At 33.7% G+C, this 12,495-nt stretch carries 17 protein-coding genes and 2 pseudogenes; 9 read left to right on the top strand and 10 right to left on the bottom strand.

The genetic code is table 11. The features are described from left to right. The first annotated feature begins 3 nt into the window (after window positions 1–3). Window positions 4–66 carry a hypothetical protein gene (locus tag ACQKMD_RS20700; protein WP_427417267.1) on the top strand — a complete coding sequence of 21 codons (63 nt, stop codon included), beginning with the start codon at window positions 4–6 and terminating at the stop codon, window positions 64–66. Here the strand turns inward: ACQKMD_RS20700 and ACQKMD_RS20695 are convergent. Together ACQKMD_RS20695 and ACQKMD_RS20690 are read right to left on the bottom strand one after the other, a co-directional pair. Then, the gene (locus ACQKMD_RS20695; protein ID WP_427754354.1) at window positions 47–475 is read right to left on the bottom strand and encodes a hypothetical protein; all 429 of its coding nucleotides are present in this window, start codon (window positions 473–475) and stop codon (window positions 47–49) included. The two genes, ACQKMD_RS20700 and ACQKMD_RS20695, sit on opposite strands and share 20 nt — an antisense overlap. Before the next feature lie 645 nt (window positions 476–1,120). Next, on the bottom strand, window positions 1,121–1,420 hold the full coding sequence (locus ACQKMD_RS20690) for an EAL domain-containing protein (protein ID WP_427754352.1): 300 nt from the start codon (window positions 1,418–1,420) through the stop codon (window positions 1,121–1,123). 441 nt (window positions 1,421–1,861) lie between these two features. Between ACQKMD_RS20690 and ACQKMD_RS20685 the strand changes: the two genes are divergently transcribed. The 3 genes from ACQKMD_RS20685 (at window position 1,862) to ACQKMD_RS20675 (ending at window position 3,223) form a co-directional block, all read left to right on the top strand. After that, window positions 1,862–2,164 (top strand): class I SAM-dependent methyltransferase, encoded by a 303-nt coding sequence (locus tag ACQKMD_RS20685; RefSeq protein ID WP_427754350.1) that lies wholly within the window; start codon window positions 1,862–1,864, stop codon window positions 2,162–2,164. Between the two features lies 1 nt (window position 2,165). Beyond that, window positions 2,166–2,645 carry a hypothetical protein gene (locus tag ACQKMD_RS20680; RefSeq protein WP_427754355.1) on the top strand — a complete coding sequence of 160 codons (480 nt, stop codon included), beginning with the start codon at window positions 2,166–2,168 and terminating at the stop codon, window positions 2,643–2,645. A 104-nt stretch (window positions 2,646–2,749) separates the two neighbouring features. Next, entirely contained in the window at window positions 2,750–3,223 is a 474-nt protein-coding gene (locus tag ACQKMD_RS20675; protein WP_427754349.1) for a hypothetical protein, read from the top strand. 63 nt (window positions 3,224–3,286) lie between these two features. Here ACQKMD_RS20675 and ACQKMD_RS20670 read toward each other — a convergent pair whose 3' ends face one another. Further along, window positions 3,287–3,775: a protein kinase family protein gene (locus ACQKMD_RS20670; protein WP_427754347.1), complete on the bottom strand. Its 489-nt coding sequence runs from the start codon at window positions 3,773–3,775 to the stop codon at window positions 3,287–3,289. A 463-nt stretch (window positions 3,776–4,238) separates the two neighbouring features. Here ACQKMD_RS20670 and ACQKMD_RS20665 point away from each other — a divergent pair. Next, window positions 4,239–4,693: pseudogene (locus ACQKMD_RS20665) on the top strand (hypothetical protein); the annotation flags it as partial. Between the two features lie 405 nt (window positions 4,694–5,098). After that, the gene (locus ACQKMD_RS20660; RefSeq protein ID WP_427754346.1) at window positions 5,099–5,497 is read left to right on the top strand and encodes a YncE family protein; all 399 of its coding nucleotides are present in this window, start codon (window positions 5,099–5,101) and stop codon (window positions 5,495–5,497) included. A 512-nt stretch (window positions 5,498–6,009) separates the two neighbouring features. Here ACQKMD_RS20660 and ACQKMD_RS20655 read toward each other — a convergent pair. The 5 genes and pseudogenes from ACQKMD_RS20655 to ACQKMD_RS20635 all read right to left on the bottom strand — a co-directional run. Then, window positions 6,010–6,159 (bottom strand): annotated as a pseudogene (locus tag ACQKMD_RS20655) (MFS transporter); the annotation flags it as partial. 230 nt (window positions 6,160–6,389) lie between these two features. Beyond that, window positions 6,390–7,256: a hypothetical protein gene (locus tag ACQKMD_RS20650; RefSeq protein ID WP_427754345.1), complete on the bottom strand. Its 867-nt coding sequence runs from the start codon at window positions 7,254–7,256 to the stop codon at window positions 6,390–6,392. Window positions 7,257–7,270: 14 nt separating this feature from the next. Beyond that, entirely contained in the window at window positions 7,271–7,567 is a 297-nt protein-coding gene (locus ACQKMD_RS20645; RefSeq protein WP_427754344.1) for a hypothetical protein, read from the bottom strand. Then, window positions 7,560–8,138, bottom strand: a complete 579-nt coding sequence (locus tag ACQKMD_RS20640; RefSeq protein WP_427754343.1) for a hypothetical protein — start codon at window positions 8,136–8,138, stop codon at window positions 7,560–7,562. Before ACQKMD_RS20640 ends, ACQKMD_RS20645 begins: the two co-directional genes overlap by 8 nt. A 143-nt stretch (window positions 8,139–8,281) precedes the next feature. Then, window positions 8,282–8,926 (bottom strand): hypothetical protein, encoded by a 645-nt coding sequence (locus tag ACQKMD_RS20635; protein WP_427754341.1) that lies wholly within the window; start codon window positions 8,924–8,926, stop codon window positions 8,282–8,284. Between the two features lie 244 nt (window positions 8,927–9,170). Here ACQKMD_RS20635 and ACQKMD_RS20630 point away from each other — a divergent pair, with 244 nt between their 5' ends. The 3 genes from ACQKMD_RS20630 to ACQKMD_RS20620 all read left to right on the top strand — a co-directional run bounded on the left by ACQKMD_RS20630 (window position 9,171) and on the right by ACQKMD_RS20620 (window position 11,512). Then, entirely contained in the window at window positions 9,171–10,406 is a 1,236-nt protein-coding gene (locus tag ACQKMD_RS20630; protein ID WP_427754339.1) for a hypothetical protein, read from the top strand. 82 nt (window positions 10,407–10,488) lie between these two features. Further along, window positions 10,489–11,100, top strand: a complete 612-nt coding sequence (locus ACQKMD_RS20625) for an exosporium glycoprotein BclB-related protein (RefSeq protein ID WP_427754338.1) — start codon at window positions 10,489–10,491, stop codon at window positions 11,098–11,100. Between the two features lie 223 nt (window positions 11,101–11,323). Further along, the gene (locus ACQKMD_RS20620; RefSeq protein ID WP_427753561.1) at window positions 11,324–11,512 is read left to right on the top strand and encodes a tyrosine-type recombinase/integrase; all 189 of its coding nucleotides are present in this window, start codon (window positions 11,324–11,326) and stop codon (window positions 11,510–11,512) included. Here the strand turns inward: ACQKMD_RS20620 and ACQKMD_RS20615 are convergent. Continuing rightward, window positions 11,509–11,637 (bottom strand): hypothetical protein, encoded by a 129-nt coding sequence (locus tag ACQKMD_RS20615; protein WP_427754336.1) that lies wholly within the window; start codon window positions 11,635–11,637, stop codon window positions 11,509–11,511. The genes ACQKMD_RS20620 and ACQKMD_RS20615 overlap by 4 nt on opposite strands. A 28-nt stretch (window positions 11,638–11,665) precedes the next feature. Then, window positions 11,666–12,367, bottom strand: a complete 702-nt coding sequence (locus ACQKMD_RS20610; protein ID WP_427754334.1) for a hypothetical protein — start codon at window positions 12,365–12,367, stop codon at window positions 11,666–11,668. Between the last annotated feature and the right edge of the window lie 128 nt (window positions 12,368–12,495).

The following is a 12,495-nucleotide window of genomic DNA, read 5'->3' as shown; positions in this document are numbered from 1 at the left end:
AATATTCGAATTCATGGAACACTGGGCTATTTAACACCGGTGGAATTCAAGCAGCAGTCCTTATAAAAGTTGTCCAGTTTAGTGTTGACATACCAGTATACAAAGGATTTCGATTTTTTAAAGATTGAATAACAAAAATAATTTCAGAATTGTCTTCAGGATCAGAATCATCTTCAGATTCATAATAATCAACTTTATATTCATTTAGATTTATTACATCCCTTAAATATACAGGTAATTTATCACATCGACTTAAATTAGATATCTTAAATGGAAAATTATCTTCGTTCGGATTAACTGAATGAATATATATAGCATCTGCCCCTGCATCTTCATTAGATATTTCAATCCATAATTGATAAGTTTTCCCCCACTCTTCAAGCTTTTCTTCTAACTTGCAATATAAAGATAGATACGCTTTAATATGCGCTTTTCTGATTTTGACACTATTATTTCCATACCCCCAAAAATCCAAATGCGTGTGCCAAAAATCAAACCAACTATCACTTCCATAATCAAAATTATAAGCATCTAGATTTTCTTCTTTTTTTAAATTACGAAAATAGCGTCGTTTGGCCCCGAAATTTTTTCATTTAATCTGCTCCTACACCATGGTAAATTTGTAGATTTTTCACTATACTTTAAATCCTCTTTTACGTAAGAATTCTTTAACTCCTTTAGGAGGTTTTATTGACTCTCCTTTATGATGTACTCCCCCACCTTTTGTAACGGAGCCCCTTTCGCCGTTTTTTTCCAATGAGCATGAACCTTTCCACCACCAGGCCCTTGTTCTACTCTAACATCCCATCCATTAATATGCTTTCTAGCAAAATACCAATTTGAATATTTATTCTTAGCCCATGGTATACCATATCTCACAATCAACGGCTTTTACAGTGGTATTTGGACATTTTTGTCTAATGCTACCTGTCTAAACGTACAATTTTCTCGAAATGATATAGTAACCCCAATTATGGAGTTGATCCAGATAGACTTGCCACCTGATTACAGTTTTCCTAAACCGGTTCCGAAATCATCAATAAATACGGCATGAACTAAATCACGTAATTTATGAATGATCACATGATGCTCTTCGTACAACATTATGCCTTTCATTATCTCAAAATGATAATCGCAGCACTTCAGAAGCGTAATCTTTATGTAGCATTTCAAGTAAGCCATTAAACCAATCTGAATTATCCAATAAAGCAGCCGATAAATTCATTTTAATATAAGGGATGTCTGGATGTTGAACTAATACCGTTTCGACTACAAATGTAGTTATATCTAAAATCAAACCACTCTTTTCAGCAATTTGAATAAAGTCTTTAAGGGGTACATTACCTAATAACCCTGACTCCCACCTAAAAAGTAAAGCCAAAATCAGGATCATTTGTGGAAACAATTGGTTGATATACAACTGAAAGCTCGCCCTTGTAGATTGCTTTTTCTAACTCATTTTTCGATTAATAATTGTTTAGAGAACTTTGATCTCTCTTATTCTGTGAACCCATGTGCAAACGCATTCGATTGATGATTCATTGTCATAGCCATATAGCTGAGCTTGAAGGTTTCAAAGATTCACTTTGCTATTCGAAATAATTTTTTAAAATCAATGTTAAATGATAGACTTTTCTGTTAATTAAGTATATAGTAAAGGAGAAATCTTCCTTTTATAGCCCTTATTTTTTATTTTCGCCTACTATTTAGAGTGGGCGTTTTTTTATGGGTTCATATGACCAATAGTCGGTAAATCATCCATAAGAAATATTTATTGATTATTATAAAATATATAACATTTACTTATCCTTCATTTACATTCACAATTATTTTAGAGCTATTAGGAACAGGAGGTAATTTTATGGCAATTGATTTTCATAGTCAGGATAACCGTTCTACTTATGCTAAACGCCAAGCAGATGATACTTGGGTGAATATGATCCAATCCATTTGTGAAGTTAAAGGTAAAAAAGTTCTAGATATTGGTTGTGGTGGAGGTATTTACACGAAGGCATTTGCAGAAATGGGCTCTTCTTTTGTAATGGGATTAGATTTCTCAGAGCAAATATTGTCCTCTGCAAAAGAAAACTGTAAAAGTTATACCAACGTCGATTTCCATTTAGGCAAATGCATTAAATACTCAATTAAAAAAAGAACAATATGACATTATTTTAGAAAGAGCTGTCATTCATCATATTAATGATTTAAATATTTGTTTTAAAGAGGCCTTTCACATGCTAAAGCCTGGTGGTATTTTCCTTATTCAAGATAGAACACCTGAAGATTGTCTTCTTGAAGGAAATTCCACTCATATAAGAGGTTATTTTTTCTCTAAATATCCATACTTAAAGAGTAAAGAGACTAACAGAAGACATTCAAGTGAAAAAGTCATTAAAGCATTACTAGCTGAAGGATTCAAAGATACGCAGGCATTTTCGTTTTGGGAAACAAGAAAGACCTATAAAATGTTAGCTGATTTAGAAACAGACTTATTAAACCGAACAGGTCGATCAATTCTTCATGACTTGAGTGACGAACAACTTGAAGAGCTTGTAAGGTACATTAAAGAACAATTGTCTTCAAATGATAATAATAAGTTTATTGAAAAAGATAGATGGACTATTTGGAAAGCTATAAAAGATTAATAAGTACCAGCCGCCTAGGTTATTAAAAACTTTTTTGGGTATAATATTTTTTAGTTAAAAGTATTCACTTAGAAAGTCATTCCACACAAGGAGTTGGTATTGAAATGAAAGTTGTCAAAACACTCGTTACTGGACTATTAGCAAGTGGTATTGTTCTAACAGGCGTTTCAGCACCTAATGGCGAACTTATTACAGTACATGCAGAGGCATCTATCATTCCCTTATCACCGAAGCCACCTGTTTCAACTTATGATTATTACACAGCTGAAGGTCAAGCCAAAGTGTACAAAATTGTCACTAAGAAATCTAAAGTGAATGGGCAAGTTAAAACAACAACGAAACTTGTTGCCTTTAAAGTTAATGAACTTGGTTCAGCTTTCAAAGTATCCCAAAACATCAGCTTACCAACAACAGTGCAAGCTTATGTAGGGAAACGAATAGAATACAAAAAAATTGTTGCCTACAAAGATTTATCGCAAGCTGAAATAGGAACAACTTATTATCTTAAAACAAAACAAGATGATGTTTACGAAACCACACAGGAAAAGTGGAACAGTTGGATTTCGTCAGTAAAATAGATATTGTAAAGGGCTATCAGTTTTCAGATAGCCCTTTATTAGTTGTAATAAACAATTCGGATGTTATTTAAGAAGATTCTTTTTATAAAGCTTTGCAATTCCATTCAGCATAAACTCTGGGATTTTCTTTGGAAAATAGCGCTTTTCATAATAACAATAATACGCCTTTTTTAAATCGAGCCATTGATGACAGTCTTTCGTTTGTCTAAACCTTGCTACGTCAATAATCTTTACTTCATGATTGGCTGTAATTAAGATATTGCGTAAATGAACATCAGATGGATTTAACCCTTCTTGCTTTGCTAATTGCAAAGCTATATCAATATCTTTCACGACGTCTTCAGATATTGGGATACCTTTTGTTAGACAGTCAAAAAGTGTTGTTCCTTCTATATAATCAATAACCAAGTAATTGACACCTGCATCAAACAGGGTTGGATAATAGGAGATATCATGTATTACTTTATAGATTTCTGCTTCTTCCTCAGCAATATACATATAATCCGGAAAAAACACTTTTATCGCTTTATCGGTTTGTTTAATTCTAAACACATAGGCACTTCTCCCCTGCCCAATTAATGATAAAGATTTGTCATAGTCCAAAAGCGAATATTGATGATCAGATGCAATTTTCACACTTGCGGCTAGCTCGTGGAATATAAGGATAATAGCAGCTCCATTCTGTGGTATTAATTATTTTAGCAACAAGAAAAGGCGTTATAACCGATTTGTCGGTTATAACGCCTTTTAATAAAAAAGACCTTACCAAAAAATCGGTAAGGTCTCGCAAACAACTATTAAAGTTGCCAATAAAACCGAGGATCTCTACCCTGTATTGACGATTTTATTGTATAGCTACTCCCCTTAAACGGAAGATTATATTCAATTTTCTTATTAAACACATTATAGATGTTCGCTAGTAAAACGTCAAACAATGCACTTTACATATGGGCAGTAGCAACATATTTAGAACCCTTCATATTCTATTATCAGAACTATTAAGAGGGGGAAAAGTATGGGAATAGAATTTACAGCTCTCCATTGGATTTATGTTGTTTTCATTGTTTTGATTATTGGGTTTATGGTGAAGCGTCGAGTTACTACCCTCATTTGTATTATTGGTATTTTCATGCTAGCAATTTTTGCAACAGGGAGTTTAATGGCCTCCATAAGTGGCGTTTTTAATAGTTTTATCTATGCAATCACTGAATTATTGTCGACCATTTTAATCATATCTATTATTGGCGCTATGAGCTCTGTGTCATCAAGTCTGGCATTAATGAAGTCACGATTGCACCTTTTAAAAAGTTTTCCAAAAACCCGACTCTTCCCTTCTGGATTATTGGAATTTTAATGATGATAATTTCATGGTTCTTCTGGCCATCTCCAGCGGTTGCATTACTTGGTGCAGTACTACTTCCAGTCGCATTACAAGCTGGGTTGCCTACTCTCGGTGTACCGAACGCTATCAAATAGAATCTTTTTCTTTATTTTTACAACTATCAACGTTTTCAAAAATGACTCAGCCATCCGATTAAATTATCGAACAGATGGCTGCATAGTCTTTTTTTAACAGATGTTCATTATCTAATTTTTTATCTGATTCTTGAACTGATAATATATAGAAAATTGATAACTTAGCCATTAAATAATTTACTGTCTTAAATTCACTCTAAAAAATTAATTTTTTTGACAGGGGAATCCATCTTTGAAATTCGTCCTTTCTATTAAAGAACTCTTCGAAGAATGACCAGCAAACACTAATATAAACAACCACTCGACACTTTTCAGAAGTATTTGGTTTAGGTAACACGTACAAAAAACATAATTCTGTTTGCATATAGTATCAATATATGCAAGAAAGGGTGTGACAATGTGGAAAATTTTAAAAAGTTCAAGTTTAAATCAAATCCAAGTTGTCGTTGTCATTGTTGTAATCCTTGTTGTCGATGTCGTTGTCAGCCACCATTTATACCTGAACCGCCAACTCCGGTTTGTCATTTTTTAGTGCATGTTACAGACGCTGGTCAGCTAGCTACTCCTGATAATATGGTATCAGTAATTGATACAGCGACAAATACGGTATTTACTACAATTCCTGTTGGATTAAAACCTGTTGGAACAGCAATTACACCTGATGGAACACTTGTTTACATTGTAAATAAAGGTAGTAATACTGTATCTGTTATAAGTACAGCAACAAATACGGTGATCGATACAATTCCAGGATTTAACGGTCCTACTGGTATAAAAACCGGGACAATCTGCCAATAGAAGATAAACTTTTTATATAAACGAGTTGATTTCATAATCCAGAGTCCTTGGGGCTCAAGGGTTTCAAACGAATAAAAAACAGACACCTCCCCAGATTCGGTATAATGGTAGCGACCAAACAACCAAAACCGAACGGAGTGAATGCCCCATGGCTAATGTAAAACAAATAAGTCTGTTTGACATCCATGAATTATTTTAATGGAAATCGAGTGAAGATGTTACTATTCAACTTGTTGAAAATTCATCATCTGTTCAACTTATATAATCAATCCCGACAAAGAATTTAAAGAAAATGATCTTCCTTTTCTTTAAACTGTACCCTGATAGATACTTTGAAAAAGTCTAACCTATAGGGTACTTTTGTTTATAATGAAAAAAAAGATGTTAGTGTAGAGTGAATAGACCAAAAGATATTTTACGAAAAATAAACAAAAACAGCTCAAATGAAATCCGAATGTAAAAGCAGTTAGTGAGAAAGCGATCACTTATACAGACGAAATTAAGCATCAGAGTGCAAATCTACCCATACTTCCTGCTGAATTTTTTGACCTAAAACAGTGTCGAAAGTCGTCATTAGATTGTAGTGCTGATAGCAAGGCCCGCTTTTTTTCATTAGCTAAGTCAGTTCCAGCATATCGAGCCTGTAAATTTGTTGCAGTCCCTTTATGTGTTACATATTAAACAAGTATAGGTGAAATCAATCACCTTGTGCCATTACTTATCCTTAATGTTACAGATTAGCTGAAATTTCCTATGTTTATTTCGCATTAACTGCCCGTAAAAGCCCGATTGGTGAAAAACGAAACAACAAGTAGAATCCTAATAACATAAAAATAGTTGTTTCAAAAATGTGTCTTGTCTTACTTTTGAAACAGCCTTCTTTACCATACTTTTATACAGTTTTATCAGTAGTTATTTCTATAGTAAGCTCGTTCAATTTGTGGTCCAAGTCATCAAGCAAGCGTAATTTATGATTCAACTGCTTTTCAAAATCCATTGATTGAGCCAATACCTTATTTACTTGAGAATCTAAGTGTGTAAAGACCTCTGGATTCACCATCGTTTTTCCACTTAGAGAAAAGCTATGCTTTTTTACATCCGCTAATTCTCTCGATAATTTTTCTATCTCAGTGCTTTTCCCCTCTATTTCTATGGCTAAATGCTCATTAAGATTGTTTGAATTAGTTTGTTCTACACGAGATCTTTCAACAGCTTCAATTATAGTCATCATTTGTTGGCTTAAATCTCTTGTAAAAACATTCAACTTATTTTCAAGCCCATCTATTAAAGTCATATAATTAGCATCTGAATTCACAGAAAGAAATTCATCTTTAGTGGATTTTAACGTTTCCTTTATTAGCTTATTTTCTGCACGCATTTTTTCTAATTCTTTTAATAAACCCACTATCGAAGAAAGTTGTTTTTTCTTCTGGATTTCTCTTACTTGTATATCATCATAGTAAGTTTTTATTTTTTTTTCATGGTCTCTCTTCTGCTTTAGAAGCTCCATCGAAAGCTCCTTTTTCTGTTTTGATAATTGAAGATTTTCTTGCTCTAATTTCAGTACTAGTGAATAATAATCACTATCTCTGAACCTTTTAACTTCATTTTTATATTTCGCTAATTCAGCTCTTAAAAAAATGATCATTTGCTGAAGCTGAACTGGATCATTTTTATATTTTGCTAACTCAGCTCTTAAAAAAATGATCATTTGCTGAAGCTGAACTGGATCATTGTTTTTAACAATATCATTATCCACAATTGTACCTCCTATCACGACAATTTTTCAAGTAAACTAATCACTTCTTCAAATTGCTCCTTACTTTCCTCTAACATCTCGTCAAGCTGCTTAATAAGCTTAATTTCTAATTCTTCATCGCCTATTTCTTCAGCTTTTATCTTTTCTCCTGATAATAAATAATTAATAAGTAGATTCAATGTACCTTTTTCGAGATAAGCAAAGCTATTATTTTCTTCATTACTATAGTTAGGCAAATTCGTAAGCTGTTCCTTCATACGTTGATGGATAACACTATCTATTTTTTGATTCATATTTTCATACTCACTCATTTTCATCCCCCTGTGTATAACTAATTCCATTTAGATTAATAGGATTTAAGACGACGACACCATCTTCTAGCTGATCACAATATGTAAAACCTATGATACTTCCTGAATAAGATAAATTATGACCCCATTTGATTTGAAAATTAGGAAATGATAGTGTTTCGTTTGGCTCTAATGTTGTTTTTCCTATAGGTCTAAGCCAAAACTCCTCCTTGCTCGATTGATCATTGATTCGCTCCCAGCTACTGTTTCCTTTTAATTTCGGTGCAAAATGTTCATAGACATACTTTCCAGAGAAAGAGAATGGAGAGTCTTCAGGCAGTTTTATACATAGATACGGATTTGTTATAGGCTGATTACCTACATTGAGAATATGATAAGAGCCCAAGCATAAGTTCTCTTCATCCGGATTATTAGAAATATTGAACGAGGATGTGAAATAACTAATGACGTTGACACTATCCGGGATAATGAGTTTACCAACCATTTGTTTAATTTCATGAACATAAAAATCCGTTTGTTTTTTTAGTTCATTTATCTTTTCTTCCACATGAACAATACGAGCAGCAGTCATAATTAGTCCTCCTTACCAATAGTATTAAATCAACTAAAGAATTCACATTTTTCAGGAGATGGCTATATTTGAATTCTTTCATAAAAAAAAAGAGAGGATTACCCTCTCCTTACGATATGATTTTCTCCGCGGTGTTAGTACCACTAGCCAAGAGTTGGGAAAATAGCGGGACACTGCTGAGGACGAACTACACCCGGACATGTGAATGGTAATTCAGCTCTTGGTTCACAGAATGTTGCTAAGAATTCCACAGTAACTGGGAATGTAGATTGAATACTTTGGCAAACTGATACAGTAATTGTTAGTGCAGAAAACGTAATTGTGCCGTCTCCAGCTGTTAATGATCCTGTTGTACAAACGAAACAATCTAAATCTGTAAATAAAATTTCTACATCTGTCCCTTTCGGCGCACATAATGTTACTTGTTCACAACGCGAAACTGGAATATTATTGCTTGTGAACATAGTTCCATTCGGTAAAGTAACAACTATCGTGAGAATAAAATTCTTTTGAATAGTTAGATTTTGAAGACATACCGTTGAACCATCAATGGAGAATTGGCGATTCTCACGGTTCAAAATTACAATAGGATTAGATGTAGCCGGAACTACTTTACATGTAACTACTGCACCCGTTAAGTTAGTAGCTGCTGTTACTCCTGTAAAAGTAATTGGTCCAGTAGGGGAAATATCAAACGACATTTCTTTTACAATCCAATCAAATACCTTATCAACGTTTATACAAATTAATTCTGGGTCCTGCGCCTGGGATGGCATATTCTCTTGCATCCTTTCGACACCTCCATAAAATTTTAGCTTTCGTTGTATCATATGTTTTCTAGCTATAAGTGTATGGGCTAACAAATAATTCGTTCTGATTTTTATTAAAATGCTTAAGTATCAGTATGTATCGTATTTACTTACATCTCCTCTTCTTATGGAGAAACTAAAATATTTGAAAGGACCTGTATATTTGTAACAGAAAGTAAATATTTTTAATAAAATATTAATGGACTGAAAGGGGTGAAATGCAATGGAAGATTCAAGATTGTACTCCACTCAAGACATTGAAAAATGGAAGGAAAAAATAGATGCCTACAAGGAAACGTTAACCTCATTAAAAATGGGGACTTCAAATGATGATTATCTATTTATGAAAAAGGATTTTAATGGGATTAAAACGCAATTGGCACTTATAGAAGGGCTAACTGAAACAATAGAAGATAAGCAGAATTCACAAATCAGAGGCTATGAGGAGCAGATAAAACTTCTATCGACACAAATTGAATCTCTGAATCAAATGATTGAGAAAATGAACCAAGAAATGCTAAGGGTTCTAAACAAATTACTCACGATTGAAAATACTGAAACTCCAACCACTACACCTAAAAATGAAAACACATCTAAATTTATTTCTAACGGTGCACAGAGATATCCGATAATTACACAGACAACAAGCCAATCGGTGATTACATCAAAACAGCCATCTTATAAAATGTTACAAAGTCTGGCAGGTAAAGCAACAAATGGGCAATTAGATGCAAACAATGGTATACCTTCCGTTCGCAATGAAAATCAAAGAAATATACCCGAAGAACGCCATTTTAATCAACAATACTTTCAATCAATAAATACTCATCCAAGCCAAATATATAATGGTTTATATAGAAATACCACCACCGAATCCACCTTCCATTTTAAAAACGCTACGAACGCACAGGAAATTCCAATCAGAGTTTATGAATCTAATACTTTACCGCATACTGAAATCCATAATTCCATTGACAATGAACTTAAAACAGAAGATTTAGTTAATTGCGGAGAACCCGAAAAAATTAATAACACTGTCATCACTATAGATAAAACGAGCTCTGTAATAACAAAAGAACCTGTTTTTCCTGAAACTTCTAAAGTAGTTAATGAACCTGCCATTTCTGAAGCTTCTATAGAAGTTAAAGAGCCCACCTCTCCTGAAGATTCTGAAGTAGTTAATGAGCCTTCCATTCTTGAAGATTCTAAAGTGGTTAATGAGCCTTCCATTCTTGAAGATTCTAAAGTAGTTAATGAGCAAGACAACACAAATACATCCCCTACTTTAAAAAGTGACGAATTTGAAGTCTTTGAAGTTACGCCAGAGAATAAATTTGAAACCCATATACAAATTGAAGAGGTAAACAAGCAACCTGAGGTAAAAGAAGAATCAACTGAAGAAGAGCAAAAAAAAGAAAAGAACTCTTTATTTTTCAATTTCTTTCGAAAATGGAGTTAGTTTAAAATTTTGGACCATTTAGGAAAATGCCCTTTCCCCTTTATCTTAACTGAATAGAATAAAGGGGAAAGGGGGTGTAAAAATGTGTATGAATAATTCAATGTGCGGCTGCGCAAATAATAATAATTGTACTTCACTTGGTCCTTTTATAGCTGTAGACGCTGCATGTATTACTACACCAGCACTAACAGGCACTATCGTCCCATTCGCTTCAGGAACAATTCCTGTTGTTTTAGTAACACTTGCTACTGGCTTAATAGGTACAACAAGTCTTGTAGGATTTGGTACGGCTATTCCAGGGGTATCTCTTGTTGGTAATAATATAGACTTGTCAGCTGCTACTGGAACGGAAGCCTTTTCAGTTCCACGTGCTGGTAGTATTACATCTATATCTGCATCCTTGTCTGCAACAGTTGCTTTAACCCTTGTAGGAGGAACAGCAACAGTCAGAGCACAAGTTTACCGCGCGGTTGCGGGAAGTAATGTTTTCAGCCCTACAACAGCATTTGTTGATTTAACACCAGCTCTTTCAACAATCGCAGTAGGCACTATTACATCTGGTACTGCAAACGTTGCACCAGTGCCAGTAGCTGCTGGTGATCGTTTATTAATGGTGTTCTCTGTTACTACCACAGGGCTTGCAATTGTCACTACTATTACTGGTAATGCAAGTGCAGGAATTAATATTGTATAAAAAATTATGTACGTAAGTTAGATTAAAGCTACCATACAGTATCATTATCCTTGTAAATACGATAATTACTTGAAAACAAAAGTAAAGTAGGCGATTTTCCAAAAATGGGGAAATCGCCTGCTTTTCTCTTTAAAAATATTGTTATAATCGCCAAAGCAATTTGAATATGAGCGAGATGATGCTTTCCGTGCCAAGCATATAGGGCTACTCTACAAGAGCTTACCTGAATGATTTAAAAAAGTGGACTGGTTTAACCGCATATAACTTTCGAAAGACACTCGTTTCAGATATGCATGAGCGTGGCGCAGATTTAGCGACAATCGCCAAACAAACAGGTCATAAGTCGATTAAGACAATAAACGATCACTACCTAAAGGTATCAAATAGAACTGTTGATAAATTTTTACCTTAAATTAAATAAAGAGAATGAGGAATAGATAACACTTCCTCATTCTCTTTTTGTAGTTTTTGAGAGATTTTCAGTCCGTACAGTAAAGGCTCGAAATGATATATATTTTTCGCCTTTATGGATGTCACCTAATTTCCTCCCCTTCTACATAATCAACTATTCAGTGGTATACGTACCGTCAGAGTAACCATTTACATCAGAATAAATCGCTATAGTACCAGTTTGTGCATACTTTATATTATCAATCTTAGTAGTAAATGTTACTACTGAACTTGCAACTACAACCAATTTAGTATTAGAAATAGCTGGTGAGCTATACGTATCTGATAAAGTAGGATATAAATTTACAGATGTAAAAGCATCAGCAATAGGAGTACCTGTAATTTCACCGTCTTTTTGCATATGTTGAACCCAAATAGTAGATTCTAAAATTTTTATACCCTTTATGGAAAGTGCTCTTTTATAAGTTTTCTTTACTGGTACTGCCGTTCCTTTAGCTTTTCCAGGTAATTCTTCTTCAATAAAAGTTGAAGTCACTTCTATGTCCCCATTCTGTAATGATCTTGAAGAATTTTCTGGAACGGTAGCAAATGCTCTTAATGCCTGTTCTTGCTCTTGTGGATTATAAATATATTCCACAAATTTTTCTTGGTCTTCATTAGAGATTTCTTTGTACTGTTTATAAGAGTTTAATAGTTCCGTTTTTTCATCACCTGTAGCTGAATCGATCTGTTCATCAACCCAATTTTTATAATTTAGTTTTTGTTCATTTCCCGATTTCAACTCACTTGCACTTGCTACGTTACCTGTAGTTGCAAGAAGTAAAATGGACGCAACTGTCAACAATAATTTCTTCATATTAACCCTCCCAATATTATTATTTTATTACTTTGTACCACTAGCGTTGCATTAAAATAACTTTAATTTTAAAAATACTCAAAATGTTCAATAATCTTGTTTTGTGCATAAAAAAAGTCCTTTATAAT

The sequence above is a fragment of the Viridibacillus sp. NPDC096237 genome (assembly GCF_050278625.1).
Classification (GTDB): domain Bacteria; phylum Bacillota; class Bacilli; order Bacillales_A; family Planococcaceae; genus Viridibacillus.
This window is presented reverse-complemented; position numbering and strand designations above follow the sequence as displayed.